The sequence below is a fragment of the Flavobacterium sp. B330r genome (genome assembly GCF_056824325.1).
In genome coordinates, this window is the sequence record NZ_CP124860.1 from 734737 (window position 1) to 751083 (window position 16347).

Sequence of the window (16347 nt, forward strand, 5' to 3'; positions counted from 1 at the left end):
CTATCTGCTTAACAAGTTTTTATACACTACCTCTTTCAATAATACTTCTCTTCGAGTTCTTGAAATAGGTAGTTCTTGTCCTTTTATAAATAATCGCCCGCCAGAAATAGAATCTATATGTGTAACATTTACCAGAAATGATTTATGGATTCTAAAGAAAATTTCTGCAGGGAGTGTTTCTTCTAATGATATCATCGTTTGATGAATAATTAGCACTTTATCTTTAAAATGAAGCTTAGCATAATTTTGCATTCCTTCGATATACAAAATATCTATCCAAGAAATTTTCTGAAATCCTTCTTCCTGACGCACATATAAAAAAGGATCTAATTGACTTTGTTTTGGAGAATTCATCATTTGATGCCATTGCTTTGCTTTTAACGAAGCCTGATAAAAACGCTGAAATGTAATGGGCTTTAATAAATAATCTACAACCTGAAGTCGGTATCCGTCTAAAGCATGTTCTGAATAAGCAGTTGTAAAAATTACTAAAGGTGGATTCTCTAAAGATTCTAAAAACTCCAATCCCGATAAATAAGGCATATTGATATCCAGAAATAATAAATCGATCTGTTTTTCCTGAAGATATGAAGTCGCTTCTAGAGGCGAAGCACAAGTCGCTACAGTTTCTAGAAAATCAATTTTAGAAACAAAATCTGCTATTCCGTTTCTTGCTATGGGTTCATCATCGATAATGAGACATTTCATATTCATCTTTTTTTTGTTTCTGGTTTGGTGTTTTTTTGTTTCACGCAGATTTGGCAGATTTGGCAGATTTAGCAGATTTAGCAGATTTAGCAGATTTAGCAGATTTTTTTGAAATCCCTTTAATCATTATAATCTGTGGCTAAAAATTTTAACGCAAAGTTCGCAAAGTTTTAGTTTTATAAAAGGATGCTAAGAGCACAAAGCAATATGTTAAGATTTTCAAGATTAAAAATTCGCGTTAATTCGTGCAATTGCTTCGCCTGTTCGCTATCGCTCGGGTCGTGGCAAAAAAACTATAATCTGTGGCAAAAAATCATCTCAAATCTAGAGTTACTTCAACGGTAAAATCCGAATCGGTTTTATGGATGTTTAAATTGTGTTTTTCTGGATATTGTATTTCCAGCCTTTTCTTTACATTTTCCAAACCTAATCCTTGATTTTTTGAAGCTATTTTATATTGCTCTGTATAAGAGTTTTCAATTTTAAAACTCAATTGATTGTTGAGCTGTTTGCAGGATAAATGCACATATCTTTTTTGGTTCGGAAGCCTTGAAACGTGTTTAAATGCATTTTCAATTAACGGAACCAAAAGCAAAGGCACAATCTGAAGCTGTCCATTTTCAATGCTCCATTTACTTTTAACCTCTAGTTCATTTCCCCATCTGGTTTCTTCAACAGCAATTAAGTCTTTTAAATATTTAATTTCAAGATGCAGAGGCACGTATTCCTTATTGCATTCGTACAATTGATACCTCAAAATATCCGAAAACTGAACCAATAAATCTGAAGCTAACTTTACATTGCTTTGCATCAGAATATGAATATGGTTTAACACATTAAACATTAAATGCGGATTGATCTGATCTTGTAAAATCTTAATTTGTGCTTCTAAATGAACCTGCTGTAATTGTGCATGATTTCTTTCGATGACATTATGTTCCTGATAAAATCGAAGTCCGCAAGCAGTACCACAAATTAAAATCGCTGACGGAATGTTGCCATAAAATCGTGCCCACAAAAATTGTAGAGAATCTACATCTGCTGCTTCAGGATATGCTTTCCTTCTCAAAACCGAATCAGAAAAAACAATATAAATCAATGACAGACAAAACCCCAAAAGCATTACAACAAAAACGCTTTGTACCGCAAACCAGCTCATTTTATTTTGTTTTAGCGCTTTGGGCAGTATAACATCACTTAAAATATGAGCTAAAACAGCAGAACAAAACAAAACTAAAACAGCCTGAATCGTAGCGGTAAAGAAATCGTAATCTTCGATCATCTGCGCCCAAATCGTGATACCCAACAAGCTCCAAAAAAAGACTAAAAATATCCAATGCCTATTTTTACTGATTGCAATCATTTATAGTTAATTTATTGAGAAAATTTGACTTCAAAAATAGTCCTATATTTTTTGAAACAAATAACAAAGGAGCATAAACCACAAGCACTATTAAAATTAGTTTGACGAACTGCGTTTTTGTTTTGACCAATGGTATTTACAAAACAGTTTAAAATTTTCTCAGATATAAATATAAAATAACCCCGACAGGTTTTTAAAAACTTATCGGGGTTCAAAAATTATCAAATTGACTAATTATCTCAATTGTTCCATTACTTCTTTCCTAATTCTTTCTTATACAATTCAATATTGGAAGCCGTTTTTTCGTCTAGTTCAGGTTCTTTAATATCGGTATGTTTTTTCATTTCTTCCCAAATAATTTTTGCTACAATATAGCGTGACATTTCTTTGTCATCTGCAGGGATAATATACCATGGTGCATGCGAAGTCGATGTTTTATTGATTGCTTCTTCATAATATTTCATGTATTCATCCCAATAGCCACGTTCTTTTAAATCTCCTGGCGAAAATTTCCAATTGTGTTTTTCTTCCTCCAAACGACGCAATAAACGCTGGCGCTGTTCTTCTTTGCTCAAATGCAGATAGAATTTCATTACGATTGTTCCGTTTTGAGAAATATGCTTTTCGAAATTATTAATCTGTTCAATTCTATTTTTCCAAAAATCAGGCGTAATATCTTCTACAGAATTAATTTCTGGTAAGTTTTCGGCCAAGACATATTCAGGATGCACACGGGTTACCAAAACATTTTCATAATGGGTTCTATTAAAAATGGCAAACTTTCCTTTTTCTGGCAATGCAATATAATGGCGCCATAAATAATCATGCTCCAGTTCTGTTGAAGTGGGCGTTTTAAAACTATGCACCACTACTCCACGCGGATTAAACTCCTTAAAAACTTCACGAATCAAACTATCTTTCCCCGAAGTATCCATTCCTTGCAGACAAATCAAAACACTGTATTTGTTGTGTGCGTACATTACGTCTTGCAAATCGCTTAATTTGGCTTGTACCTTATCTAATTTTTCTTCTTTTTCGTCATCATCTGCTTTGACATTCAAAACAGTTGGAATTTCTTTAAGCTTTATTTTATCTACAACTTTAAAATCTTTCGGATCTATTGATTTCATATCTTTTTCAATTTTTGTCTTATAAATATAGTAATTTTACGAAGCATATTCCTGCTATTCATTGCAATACTTTTCAATAAACTGCTTTTTTTCAAAGCCATAACAAGAGCTTCCGTTGGTCGCTTTCTTATGTCAGGAAAAAATGCAATTTCTTTTCAAAGTATTTCCATTTCTATCAGGGCTAGACACTCATTTTCAAAATAACAATTCAAGTATTTCAAATCCATAATGATTAAAAGAATTCTAATTTTATTTGTTTTTCATTTAATGTTTTTCGCAAATGCGCAAAATAACTCGGAAGTTAAAATTGACAGTTTAGTTTCGAATTATGTTAAAGAACTTCAATCTCGAAAAATAGATACGATTTGTGTTTATGAAAGTTATTGCGTTGGAAGTATTAAAACATATGATATTAAGCTAAATGATACTACGGATTTTTGTATAGAAGATTTTCCAAATGATCCTGTTTACATATTTTGGAAAGAAAATGGCAAAACTTATCAAACGAAAATAAGTATATGTTTTATATATTCTAAAATTATTGTACCTGAAAGCAATCTTTGGAATCTTTATTTTTCGCACAAAGGTTTGATAGATATTGAAGAAATTAAACCATTTGAATATAGACCTCCAAGCATTGATGGAAAAAAAATAATGAGGTATATATCAGCCGTCGATCATTCCTGTCATAAAAATTTCAAACTCTTAACAAATAATGAAAAAATAGAGAAGGATTTTGATTTTTATAAATTACAAGAAAAAAATAATTCCGGAATAAATATCAATTATCAACACAATATCAACTTAAAAAGTAAACTAATCGTTGATATTCTTGAAAAAATAACTTCAGAAGCCGAAAAAAACAATACATTTAAAAAGATAAAGTCAAGATAAACTAAAGACTTCAAAATAAAACTCATGGAAAAATTCACCTTAGAAATATTATTTCAAATTATCGGAATCGGTTCTGCATCAGGATTATTTTACAATAACGATGCACTTTATGTAATTGGCGACAACAGCGGATTCCTTTACGAATACAATATGCAGAATCAGCAATTAAATCAACACGCTTTAATTGATAATCCGATGCAAAATATTCCGAAAAATCTAAAACCTGATTTTGAATCCCTAACGCATCATAACGACACATTGTATGTTTTTGGTTCTGGCTCAACCGAAAACCGAAATAAAATGATTGAATTTGATATTAAATCGAAAACGGTTTTACAAAAGAATAATTTAGTCGATTTATATGCCGTAATGCAGAATTTCGGAGAAATAAAACCCGAAGATTTTAATCTGGAAGGTGCTATTTTTGATGGAGAAAATTGGTATTTATTCAATCGAGGAAATGGGGCCACTAACAAAAACACCATTTTTACTATTCACGCTAAAAATCTCGGAGAAGAATTTGCTCTGATTTCGGTCAATTACAAACTGCCAAAAATAAAAGGCGTTCGCTCCAGTTTTACCGATGCTGTTTTGGTCGATGATAAAATCTATTTCCTTTCAACTGCCGAAGATACCAAATCAACTTATGATGACGGAGACATTTTAGGAAGTTTCATTGGAAGAATAGACGTTAAAACTATGAAAATAGATTTCACTCAAAAAATTACGGCAACCAATAAATTTGAAGGTCTAACTTTATACAAAAAAGAAAATAATAAAATCGAGTTTTTGCTTTGCGAAGACAATGACACAGAGCTTTTAGAAACGAAAATCTATAAATTGACATTACCGATTAAGTAAAAGCTATTCGATTACAATAAAACCTTTGAACCTTTGAACCCAAAAAAAATATTTTAATATTTTTTTCACCCCCATCCCAACCTTTTTATCTTTTTATCTCTCTATATAAGAAAGACAACAATTGTGATAAACGAGACTCAAATAGCAAACTGTAAAAAAATGCATCGCGACGCCCAGCGTGAGGTGTACGAATACATGGCGCCTAAGTTGTACCGCCTATGCAAAAGATATTTAAAAAAGGAAGAAGAAATTGAAGAAGCATTAGCCGATTCTTTCTTTACTATTTTCACCAAACTGGATCAATTAAAAGAAGCGTATGCTTTTGAAGCTTGGGCTAGACGAATAACTGTAAATCATTGTTTGGCGACTATTAGAAAAGCAACCAACTTCAATATGTATTTAGACGACATAAAGCTGATTTCTCAGCCTTCTGTCGATGAACTGAATACGTTGGAAGAAGAAGATCTACTTAATTTATTAAACCACATTCCTGACGGCTGTAAAACTGTTTTTAACCTTTTTGTTATTGAAGGTTTCTCTCATAAAGAAATAGCCGAAATGCTAAAGATTTCTGAAGGCACCTCAAAATCACAATTGAATGCCGCTAAGACCAAACTGAAAGAACTGGTTAATAAACTGTATTATCAAAAAGCAAAATAGTCATGGACAATCAAGATAAATTATTCGATAAAATAAAAGAAGCTTCGCAAAAAGCCGAGTTTCAAGACTTTCCAGGAATGGAAAAAGTCTGGTCGCGTGTTGAAGAAAAACTGGACAAAAAAGAAGATAAAAAAACAATCGCTTTATGGAAGAAAATTGCAATTGCGGCTTCTCTTCTTTTACTTATTTCTTTAGGATATCAATTTTTACATGCAGATAAAGAAACTGTAACAGAAACACCAAAAGTGGTTTTTGATGCAAAAGAAATCAAACAATTGGAAAAACCAATTTTAGATAAAAAAGTGGCAACTCCAACCTCAGATTCAGAAATAGTTTCTAATGAAGAAGCGGTTAAAATTTTAGAAAATCAAACTAAAAACAAAGAACGAGTTGCGATTCAAGAAACAATGATTCCTAAAGCAGAACCAATTCAAGCTGTTGTGACACCAAAAATTGAAGCAGAAGCTACTATTCCTGCAAAAGTCGCAATAAGTGAAAGTTTTGATGAAGAAGATGCTAGTTCTTCAAAAAAAGATGCTTTAGAAGAAAGAAGTTATCTAGACACAAAAGACAGACAATCTGCTAAAGTTGCTTACGCAGCCGCACCCGCTCAAAAAGCTAAGAAAAATGCTCCTCTGGTAATTCTTAACGGAAATGCTATGGCACATAGTGACGATGCTAAAAGAGATAAAATGATGCAAGCAGAAATGTCTAATTTACAGCCTGAAAATGTTGAGTCCCTAGTAGTTTTAGACGATCCTTTGTACATTATCGATGGCATCTATTACTCTGAAGAAGATTTATTTGGCAAAAACCCAACAAGTCCTTATGCGCCTTTAGACAAACAGGAAATTAAAACTATAACTATTTTACAAGACCTTGAAGCTACTTCTAAATATGGCGAACGAGGAAAAAAGGGAGTTCTTATTATCACTACTAAAAACGGAAAACCAGCTCCGAAAAAATAATCTTATGCTTTGTCAAAGTCTGCAGCTTTGACAAAGCAAAATCAAAACATTAATCTTAAAACTTATTATCATGAAAAGTCTAAAACTTATTTCATCAGCCATTGCTATGCTTATATGTTTCGTAACCATGGCACAAGAAAGAACCATTACAGGAACAGTTACAGATGAATCTAGCCTAGCGCTTCCGGGGGTTCAAATAAATATTAAAGGAACTAAAAAGTATGCCCAAACCGATTTTGATGGTAAATATTCTATTCAGGCACAAAGGGGAGACGCTCTTGTTTTTAGTTACATCGGTATGGATACTCAAACCTTTTATGTACAATCTTCAAATATTATCAATGTTAAACTAAAAAGTAGTCATGCTGAATTACAAGAAGTTGTAGTTGTTGGCTATGGAACTTCCAGTTCTGAATACGAAGACCGAAGTTATGCTCGTGCTGAAAGAAAAAGAGAGAAAAAAGATGCTAAGCAAGCACTTAAAGGAAAAGTTGCAGGAATTCAAACTCAAAATTCTATCGCATATTCTGCTATGCCAGCTCCAATTGCTATTCGCGGTACTGCATCAATTTCACCCATAAACGAACCTATGTACATTATTGATGGAGTTCCTGCAAAAGCCAATCAAATGGCAAAAATTAATCCGAATGATATTGATAATGTTTCGGTTTTAAAAGACCAAGCGGCAACTTCGATTTATGGAAGCAAAGCTTCAAATGGTGTTGTAATAATTTCAACCAAAAATGAAATCTACAAAAACCTTTCAGAAAAAGAATTGGACAAAAAATTAAACATTATGCCAATTCCAACTGAACCAACTCAAGAAGATTATAATTCTTTTGTAGAAAATGCTTTTGAAAGTCCGAAAACAGCGCCACTTTCTACTTTTTCTATAGATGTCGATAATGCTTCTTATACGAATATTAGACGATTTTTAAACAACGGACAGCAAGTACCAAAAGATGCCGTTCGTGTAGAAGAAATGGTTAATTTTTTTAAATATACTTACCCGCAGCCCAAAAACGAGCATCCGTTTTCGATCAATACCGAAGTGAGCGATTCGCCTTGGAACTCCAATAACAAAATCTTGAAAATTGGTTTACAAGGAAAAAACATTCCAACTGAAGATTTACCCGCTTCAAATCTTGTTTTCTTGATTGATGTTTCTGGATCTATGGAAGACATGAACAAATTGCCTTTGCTAAAACAATCATTAAAAATTTTGGTTAACGAATTAAGACCAAAAGATAAAGTGGCAATTGTGGTTTACGCGGGTGCTGCAGGAATGGTTTTACCGCCAACTTCTGGAGATGAGAAAAAAACAATTATTAATGCATTGGATAATTTGCAAGCTGGAGGAAGTACGGCCGGCGGAGCAGGAATTGAATTAGCCTATAAGATTGCAACTGAAAATTTCATTAAAAGCGGAAACAATAGAGTAATCTTGGCTACCGACGGAGATTTTAACGTTGGAAGTTCTTCTAATTCTGATATGGAAAAACTAATTGAAGAAAAAAGAAAAACAGGCGTTTTCTTAACTTGTTTAGGTTATGGAATGGGAAATTACAAGGACAGCAAAATGGAAATCTTGGCTGACAAAGGAAACGGAAATTATGCCTACATCGATAACATTCAAGAAGCCAATCGTTTTTTAGGAAAAGAATTCAAAGGTTCGATGTTTGCTATCGCGAAAGATGTAAAAATCCAGATTGAATTTAATCCAAAACAAGTTCAGGCGTATAGATTGATTGGTTATGAAAACAGAAAATTGCGTCCAGAAGATTTTAAAAATGACGCCATTGATGCAGGAGAATTGGGCAGCAATCATACGGTTACAGCTTTGTATGAAATTATTCCAGCTGGAGTAAAAAGCGATTATTTAGCAGAACAGCCAGATCCTTTAAAATATACTAAAACCGAAAACAGTTCTACTAATTACAGCAATGAATTGGCTACAATAAAATTCCGTTACAAAAAGCCTGACGGCGATAAAAGCATCGAAATGGTTCAGGTAATCGAAAACAAATCGGTAATTTTAGAGAAAGCAAGTGATGATATGAAATTTAGTTCTGCCGTAGCTTGGTTTGGTTTGAAATTGAGAGATTCAAAATTAATCGCTGACAAATCTTCGAAAGAAATTATAAAACTGGCCAAACAAGGAAATTCAAACGACGGCGAAGGTTACAAAGCAGAATTTATTCGTTTAGTTGAAACTTCGAAACTGCACAATTAATAAAAATTATATTACATTTGTGGCTTTATTTTTAAAACTTATTTTACACACGTATGAATCCTATTTTAAGCCAAAATCTATTTTTAGTAAAAGAACATGTTGGAATGTTCAAAGCCGCAAACAATTACGATATTTATCATCCAGAAACCAATCAAATTATAATGAACTGCCGAGAAAACAATCTTGGTTTTTTCACCAAAGTATTTCGTTTTACAGATTATAAAAGAGCAACTCCGTTTAATGTTGAAATTACAACTGCTTCTGGAGAAAAATTAATAACAGTAAGAAGAGGTGTTGCCATCTTTAGATCTACTGTTGAAGTTTTGGACGAAAAAGATCGTTTGGTTGGAACTTTCAAACAAAAATTCTTTTCTATTGGAGGAAAGTTTGATATCCTAGATAAAAACGAAAAACCAGTTGCAACGCTTCAAGGAAAATGGACCGGTTGGGATTTTAAATTCTCTCATGAAGGCAAACAATTAGCGCAAGTAAATAAAAAATGGGCTGGATTAGGAAAAGAGTTTTTTACAAGTGCCGATAATTATGTACTTCAAATTGAAGAGACAGTAGCAGCCGATAGTCCGTTGAGACAGTTAATTTTAGGAGCCGTAATGTGTATAGACATGGTTCTGAAAGAATAACAGAAAGTTGTTAAACTTAGATTAAGAATATCTTTTAAAGCATCATTTTAGTTTTCAAAACCTTATTTTTGTAAGACTTAAAATGATGCTTTTTGCATTTCTAAAAATACAATCATGACCGACTTAAAAAATAAAAATGCCTTTATTACAGGCGCAGGAAAAGGAATTGGAAAAGCTGTGGCAATTGCTTTGGCCAAAGAAGGCGTAAACCTAATTTTAGTTTCGAGAACAAAAAGCGATATTGATCAGCTGGCAGAAGAAACTGCTAAATTGGGCGTAAAAACTTTGGCTTTGTCTGCCGATGTTTCTGACATCAGCTCTATCAATTCTGCTGTTGAAAAAGCTATTGCAGAATTTAAAAGTATCGATATTTTAATCAATAGCGCTGGAATTGCTTCTTTTGGAAAATTCTTAGAATTAGAGCCAGAAGCTTGGGAAAGAATTATTCAGGTCAATTTAATGGGAACGTATTACACTACTCGTGCGATTATTCCAAATATGATCGAAAGACAAACTGGAGACATTATCAATATTTCTTCGACTGCTGGATTAAACGGAAACGCTTTGACAAGTGCTTATAGTGCTTCTAAATTTGCTGTTTTAGGCTTAACTGATTCTTTGATGCAGGAAATGAGAAAACACAATATTCGTGTTACGGCCTTAACACCAAGTACCGTTGCAACTGATATGGCAAAAGACTTAAACTTAACTGATGGAAACCCAGAAAAAGTAATGCAGTCTGAAGACATGGCAGATTTAATCATTGCTCAATTAAAACTGAACAGAAGAGTGTTTATTAAAAATAGCAGCATCTGGTCTACTAACCCATAAAGAATAAATTCTAAATTTTTGAAATTCCAAATTCCAATCTCAAAGTAATTGGAGTTTGGAATTTAAATATTGGAATTTGGAACTAAATTATTGGAATTTTAAAAAAACATGATGGAACAATATTTAAGACAATTGGTCGAAATAGAATTTCAGGATAAAAAACAGATTTTCTCCGGATTTCTTATTGATTATTCTGATGAATGGATTTTGCTTCGAAATAATCCTGTAGATTTTATTTTGGATGGTTTTGTTATTTTGAGAAATAAAAACATTGAAGCCGTAAACCGAGATCACGATTTGGCTTTCACAGAAAAAGTAATTCGGATGAAAGGATTAAAAATTAATTCGGATGATATTATCCCAATTAAAGATTTGACTTCGATTATTAAATTTATTTCTGAGAAATATGGCATTTTTCAGATTGCAAAAAAATCATCTAAATCTGCTTATCTAGGAAAATTAATCGAATTAAATGAGGAAGAATTGACTATCGATTTTTTAGATACGCAAGGTCAGTTTGGAGGAGAATTAAGTTTTAATCCCGAAAAAATTCGAGTTATAGAATTTGATACCGATTATATTAATTCTTTGAAATTGGTTGTTCAGGAAAATGAATAATTTATAAAAACAGAAAAGCCTCTAATAAGAGGCTTTTTTTTTGTCATTCCGAGGAACGAGGAATCACACTAGTAATTCCGTATGCTATAATCGTCAATCTTTGTAGAGTTTCGAGTGTGATTCCTCGTTCCTCCTTTAGATTTGTTTTTTGAAATTTTAAGTAGATTTATGATTGAGAAAGGAAGCAAAAGTAAACTGTTCGTTCCTCCGAGCTTGTGACTCATATTTCGATTAAGACTTTAGCTTCCTTTTCATCAAAGACTCAGATAGAAATTTGGGCTAGTGACCCGTTATTAAGGAGTTGAGCTTATGATGAATTTCTCAAATCATTTGTTGAATCGTAAAAGCAAAGTTATGAAAAACATTATTATCGGCATTGATATCAGCAGCAAGACTTTGGATATTTGTGTTAAAGAGGAATCAGTAAATTATTTTTCTATTGAGAATAAGATTCAGGCAATAAAGCATTTTTTCAAAAAATATTCAGGTGAAAATGTAATGATCGCTATGGAAAATACTGGCAGATACAATTGGAATCTGTTTGAAGCACTTGAAAAATTCAACTTTAAGGTTTATGTAATATCTGCTTTGCATATCAAGAAAAGCATAGGTCTTGTCAGAGGCAAAAATGATAAAATTGATGCGTTGCGAATTTGTAGTTTTATTGAAAAAAATTATCAGGAAAATAGGGAATGGAAACCAAGTTCCTGCTCCATTAAAAAGATAAAAATATTATTAACCGAAAGAGCTTTAAGAATAAAAATCAAAAAACAGCTTATGGTTCAGCAGCATGACTACAAATTAATGAAAGGCATTGCAATGGATAAAGAATTGAAAAGCTTAAACATCAAACTTATTAAAAGCATTGATGCACAGATTAAGATTATTGAAAATGATATTGAAAAAGTAATACATAATGACCAAAGTTTAAGCCAGCAACAGAAACTGATAAGATCTGTTCCTGGAGTGGGCCAAGTTCTATCATGGACATTATTATCAAAAACAGAAGGTTTTACAGTTATAACTGATCCAAGAAAAATGGCATGCTACAGCGGAGTCGTGCCTTTTGATTTTCAATCTGGAACATCATTAAAAAGAAGACCCGGAGTATCAATGCTTGCAGATAAAAACCTAAAAACCATTCTGCATTTGGCAGCAATGAGTGCAATTAGATTCGATAATGATCTGAGAAGATATTACATTAGAAAAGTTGATGAAGGAAAAAACAAAATGAGTGTTTTAAATGCTGTGAGAAACAAAATAATCCATAGAGTTTTTGCAGTAATAAAAAACCAAACCTTTTATGAAAAAGATTTGGTTTTATCATAGAAATCGGAATGACAAATACTTTGAGTATATTTTTTAAGCTTCCGCCAATTTATTCAAAAACTCCAAACGTACACTTCCGTCTTCGTCTATTTTTGTTAGATTGATTTCTTGCAAAGTATTTACTAATTCTGGATTCCAAGGTGTTTTTACTTTTACGTAGTTTTCAGTAAACCCATGAATGTATCCTTCTTTATTTTCGCTTTCAAAAAGAACTGTTCTGTTTGTTCCTAACTGGCTTTCGTAAAAAGCACGACGTTTTTTAACTGACAAACCGCGTAGCATTTTACTACGTTTTGCTCTAACATTTGAAGGAACTACACCTTCCATATCAACAGCTTCGGTATTATCTCTTTCTGAATACGTAAATACGTGCAAATACGAAATATCCAATTCATTTAAGAAATGATACGTCTCTAAAAAGTGCTCATCTGTTTCTCCAGGAAAACCAACAATCACATCGACACCAATACAAGCGTGTGGCATTACTTCGCGAATTTTATTGACACGGTCAATATAAACTTCACGTAAATAACGGCGTTTCATCAATTTCAAAATATCATTGCTTCCTGATTGCAACGGAATATGAAAATGCGGTACAAAAGTTCTGCTTTTAGAAACAAATTCGATCGTTTCGTTTTTCAATAAATTCGGTTCGATAGACGAAATTCTCAAACGCTCAATTCCTTCTACTTTATCTAAAGCCTGAACTAAATCTAGAAAAGTATGTTCGTGTTTTTTGTTTCCGAACTCCCCTTTTCCGTAATCACCAATATTTACACCCGTTAAAACAATTTCACGGATATTTTGAGCCGAAATTTCTTTGGCATTTTTTAAAACATTTTCTAAAGCATCACTTCTAGAAATTCCTCTTGCCAACGGAATTGTGCAATAGGTACATTTATAATCGCAACCGTCTTGAACTTTTAAGAATGCTCTGGTACGATCTCCAATAGAATAACTTCCTACGTAGAAATCGGCTTCAGCAATTTCGCATGAGTGAACTTCGCCCATATCGTTTTTGCTCAAATCATGGATATAGTCTGTGATTTTGAATTTTTCTGTTGCGCCCAAGACCAAATCAACACCATCAACCGCTGCTAATTCTTCTGGTTTTAATTGTGCATAACATCCAACAGCAGCAACAAAAGCTTTTTCATTCAGCTTCATTGCTTTTCTAACTACCTGCTTAAACTGCTTATCTGCATTTTCTGTTACAGAGCAAGTATTAATGACATAAATATCTGCTATTTCTTCAAAATCGACGCGGTCAAAACCTTCGTCATTAAAATTTCTGGCAATTGTAGAAGTCTCTGAAAAATTCAGTTTACAACCCAGCGTATAAAAGGCAACTTTTTTTCTGTTTTCCATAATCTGCTTAAATTAATGAAATCGTTGTCAAAAAATTTAAGGCTGCAAATTTACAAACAATATTCATCAAAAGAAAGCAATTAATCTACTTCGAATCAATAATTTGACACTAATGTTAATTTAGAAACATTCGAAAGCTAATTTTTTCTATTTTTATTAAAAAAAAATCTGAGCCTGATATTCTTGAAATTTTAATGCTCTGATAAGAATTAAATGACAAAATAATCGATTAAATGCAAATTTTATCGATTAAATACGTTTTTCTCGGTTTTAAATTCTAAATTTCTTACATTTACCATTGTTATGAATGTAATTCAAAATTAGTTTAGATTAAAGAATTTTGATACGCTTTAATTAATTTAATAATAATTCGGGCATAACAATTTTGAATTTTACTCGTTATGTTGTTGTTTTGTGTTACAAAATGAAATGGGAAAGCCGAAAACCAAAGAGAGTAGGCAAAATTAAAATACAAATACCACGCTTTATGAAAGCATTTTTACCCACAATCTGCTTGATGTTCTTAACCGTATTTAGTTCGCAAGCGCAAACTAATGCTCCAGCCGCAAATGCAAATCCATTTCCTACTATTAGCACATTGACGACTTGGGCAAGCTTTAACTCACAACAGCAATTTGATGTTGCTATTCGTGCAGTTGGGTTTAAGTTTGAAGTTAAAGAACCTGGTGAAGGATCTACAGCTTATACCTACATTCGTAAAGTAACAGTTAACGAAGTAAATTATACAGATAGAATTGTATACAGAATTACAAACAACAATTCTGCAAGTATCATTTCTTTAGTAACCGCTTCTACTGATTTAGTTAGTTTATACACTCCACAATTAGCAAGCTTTAAAAACAACAACTGTAAGACAGAAATGTCTAAAGATAAAAATACGACTTGCAGCTGTTACGAAAGTGCCAATTTTGCAATCGATCTTTGCGACGAGCGTGTAAAATTAACTATGGGTGACGGAAATAAATATTTTGTTTCTGTAGCTAAAAAATAATATTTTCAAATATTACTTCTTAATTAATTCCAAATCTTTACTGACTTTTAAGTATGTAAAGATTTGGAATTCGTTTTTTATTTAAATTCTGTTTGGATTCTTAAGTTCGTACCAAACTTCTAATTCTTCATCGTATTCAAAAGAATTTACAAAATGAAATCCTAATTTCTCCAGAATTTTTCTTGAGTTCTCGTTTCCTGCATCTGCATAAGCATAAAGCACTTCTACTTTCATTTCGTTAAAAGCATGATTAATAAAAGCTCTTCCTGCTTCTGTAGCATAACCCTTTCCCCAATGCTTTTCGATAAAACGATATCCTAACTCATAAAAGTTTTTATGATTATTTATCTCGTCTGTAATAAATTTGATTCCAGACCAGCCAATAAATTCGTTAGTTTCTTTAAGAACAACAGCCCATCTTCCTGTACCAAGATCTTTGTATTGTTTATGAACAAATTTGATATATTCAATGCTTTCGTCAATATGTTTTACAGGTCTATTGCCGACAAATAAATGCACGTTTGGATTAGAATCCAATTCAAACATTCCTTCCGCATCAGAAAGTTCTAATTCTCGTAAAAGCAAACGCTCTGTTTCAATTGAATTTTTCATCTTTTATTTAATTTAAAATATATTTTTGTACCACTTCAGCAACACCATCATCATTATTTGAAGCCACGATTAAATCTGCTCTATCACGCAATTCAGGATTCACATTATCTACCCAAACTCCTAAACCTGCATATTCTATCATTGTCAAGTCATTTCCTGCGTTTCCAACGGCGATAATCTCACTTTGATGAATACCCAGCTTTTCTGCCAAAAGTTTCAAACTCGCAGCTTTATCAATGCCTTGTTGTGCCGCTTCTAAGAAAAATGGTTTAGACATCGAAACACTTAAATGTGGCATAGCCTCCATTAAATCTTTTTCCAAGGTTTTTAAATAAGCTGGATCTTGCAACAAAATACATTTAACCGCTGGTCTGTCTACATAATCTTTAAAGCTTGAAACTTTATGATGTGCCATTCCCGTGATTTCTTTTTCTACCTCAATATATTCAGAATCTGTTTCGCTAATGATTTGGTCGTCTAAATACGTAATGATGTGCGCATTCTTTTTTACACTATAATCGTATAACGCATGAATTTGTTCTACAGTCAACTTCTGTTCAAACAAAACTAAATCATCTTTTACACGGCTGATTATTGCGCCGTTAAACGAAATCATATACGAATCGTTTTTATCTAATTCCAACTCCTTTGCATAAGCTGTCATTGCGGTAGTTGGTCTTCCAGAAGCCAAAACAACATACACGCCTTTTGCTTGTGCTTCTAGTATTACTTTTTTATTTAAATCTGATATTCTGTGATCGTCTGTCAACAAGGTGTCATCCATGTCGAGCACTAACATTTTGTATTGCATTTTTTTAGTTTTCAGTCGCAGTTTTCAGTCGCAGTCTCAGTAACCACTGAAAACCGCAACTGAAAACTGAAAACTTTTAAAGACTCATTCTAAACTCTTCTATAACCGGATTTGCTTTTGCAAAATCTGTTTCTTGTATAAATACTTCAATCGCCAAATCTGTCTGACCAAAACCTCCTAAACGTGCAGATTGAATATTGTCTTTTTTTACTGTTTCTACCCCAGCTTCTTCTAATCTTTCCTGCAAAGCAATTGCTAATACTTCACTTCCAGAAAATACTTTCATTAATCCCATAACTTTTTATTTT

The 16347-nt window shown here is 32.6% G+C and carries 17 protein-coding genes; 10 read left to right on the top strand and 7 right to left on the bottom strand.

Features of this window, described 5'->3' with window-relative positions:
• From QLQ95_RS03225 to QLQ95_RS03235, 3 genes are all read right to left on the bottom strand, one after another.
• Positions 1-714 (bottom strand): LytR/AlgR family response regulator transcription factor, encoded by a 714-nt coding sequence (locus QLQ95_RS03225; protein WP_482502610.1) that lies wholly within the window; start codon positions 712-714, stop codon positions 1-3.
• Positions 715-1021: 307 nt separating this feature from the next.
• Positions 1022-2071, bottom strand: coding sequence for a sensor histidine kinase (locus QLQ95_RS03230; protein ID WP_482502612.1), 1050 nt, complete (start codon positions 2069-2071; stop codon positions 1022-1024).
• Positions 2072-2322: 251 nt separating this feature from the next.
• Complete coding sequence (locus QLQ95_RS03235) at positions 2323-3201, bottom strand: PPK2 family polyphosphate kinase (RefSeq protein WP_482502614.1); 879 nt, start codon at positions 3199-3201, stop codon at positions 2323-2325.
• A gap of 228 nt (positions 3202-3429) precedes the next feature.
• Between QLQ95_RS03235 and QLQ95_RS03240 the strand changes: the two genes are divergently transcribed.
• The 9 genes from QLQ95_RS03240 to QLQ95_RS03280 all read left to right on the top strand — a co-directional run bounded on the left by QLQ95_RS03240 (position 3430) and on the right by QLQ95_RS03280 (position 12236).
• Positions 3430-4095, top strand: a complete 666-nt coding sequence (locus tag QLQ95_RS03240) for a hypothetical protein (RefSeq protein WP_482502616.1) — start codon at positions 3430-3432, stop codon at positions 4093-4095.
• 24 nt (positions 4096-4119) lie between these two features.
• The gene (locus tag QLQ95_RS03245; RefSeq protein ID WP_482502617.1) at positions 4120-4956 is read left to right on the top strand and encodes a DUF6929 family protein; all 837 of its coding nucleotides are present in this window, start codon (positions 4120-4122) and stop codon (positions 4954-4956) included.
• A gap of 159 nt (positions 4957-5115) precedes the next feature.
• On the top strand, positions 5116-5616 hold the full coding sequence (locus tag QLQ95_RS03250; RefSeq protein WP_320492378.1) for an RNA polymerase sigma factor: 501 nt from the start codon (positions 5116-5118) through the stop codon (positions 5614-5616).
• 2 nt (positions 5617-5618) lie between these two features.
• Complete coding sequence (locus tag QLQ95_RS03255; RefSeq protein WP_482502619.1) at positions 5619-6584, top strand: hypothetical protein; 966 nt, start codon at positions 5619-5621, stop codon at positions 6582-6584.
• 70 nt (positions 6585-6654) lie between these two features.
• Positions 6655-8817, top strand: a complete 2163-nt coding sequence (locus QLQ95_RS03260; protein WP_482502621.1) for a vWA domain-containing protein — start codon at positions 6655-6657, stop codon at positions 8815-8817.
• Positions 8818-8870: 53 nt separating this feature from the next.
• Positions 8871-9458 (top strand): LURP-one-related family protein, encoded by a 588-nt coding sequence (locus QLQ95_RS03265; protein ID WP_095931101.1) that lies wholly within the window; start codon positions 8871-8873, stop codon positions 9456-9458.
• 114 nt (positions 9459-9572) lie between these two features.
• Positions 9573-10289: a 3-ketoacyl-ACP reductase gene (locus tag QLQ95_RS03270; RefSeq protein ID WP_095931102.1), complete on the top strand. Its 717-nt coding sequence runs from the start codon at positions 9573-9575 to the stop codon at positions 10287-10289.
• Positions 10290-10400: 111 nt separating this feature from the next.
• Positions 10401-10907 carry a hypothetical protein gene (locus QLQ95_RS03275; RefSeq protein WP_320492400.1) on the top strand — a complete coding sequence of 169 codons (507 nt, stop codon included), beginning with the start codon at positions 10401-10403 and terminating at the stop codon, positions 10905-10907.
• Between the two features lie 354 nt (positions 10908-11261).
• Positions 11262-12236 carry an IS110 family RNA-guided transposase gene (locus tag QLQ95_RS03280; RefSeq protein ID WP_320494668.1) on the top strand — a complete coding sequence of 325 codons (975 nt, stop codon included), beginning with the start codon at positions 11262-11264 and terminating at the stop codon, positions 12234-12236.
• Positions 12237-12269: 33 nt separating this feature from the next.
• Here the strand turns inward: QLQ95_RS03280 and mtaB are convergent, their stop codons facing one another.
• Positions 12270-13604 (bottom strand): tRNA (N(6)-L-threonylcarbamoyladenosine(37)-C(2))-methylthiotransferase MtaB, encoded by a 1335-nt coding sequence (gene mtaB / locus QLQ95_RS03285; RefSeq protein ID WP_095931104.1) that lies wholly within the window; start codon positions 13602-13604, stop codon positions 12270-12272.
• A 487-nt stretch (positions 13605-14091) separates the two neighbouring features.
• Here mtaB and QLQ95_RS03290 point away from each other — a divergent pair, with 487 nt between their 5' ends.
• Positions 14092-14616, top strand: a complete 525-nt coding sequence (locus QLQ95_RS03290; protein WP_095931853.1) for a hypothetical protein — start codon at positions 14092-14094, stop codon at positions 14614-14616.
• 81 nt (positions 14617-14697) lie between these two features.
• On the opposite strand, the gene QLQ95_RS03295 is transcribed toward QLQ95_RS03290, so the two are convergent.
• The 3 genes from QLQ95_RS03295 to QLQ95_RS03305 form a co-directional block, all read right to left on the bottom strand.
• Positions 14698-15228 (bottom strand): GNAT family N-acetyltransferase, encoded by a 531-nt coding sequence (locus QLQ95_RS03295; RefSeq protein ID WP_428238267.1) that lies wholly within the window; start codon positions 15226-15228, stop codon positions 14698-14700.
• A 7-nt stretch (positions 15229-15235) separates the two neighbouring features.
• Complete coding sequence (locus QLQ95_RS03300; RefSeq protein WP_095931830.1) at positions 15236-16039, bottom strand: Cof-type HAD-IIB family hydrolase; 804 nt, start codon at positions 16037-16039, stop codon at positions 15236-15238.
• Between the two features lie 76 nt (positions 16040-16115).
• Positions 16116-16334 carry a putative signal transducing protein gene (locus QLQ95_RS03305; RefSeq protein ID WP_095931831.1) on the bottom strand — a complete coding sequence of 73 codons (219 nt, stop codon included), beginning with the start codon at positions 16332-16334 and terminating at the stop codon, positions 16116-16118.
• Positions 16335-16347 lie beyond the last annotated feature (13 nt).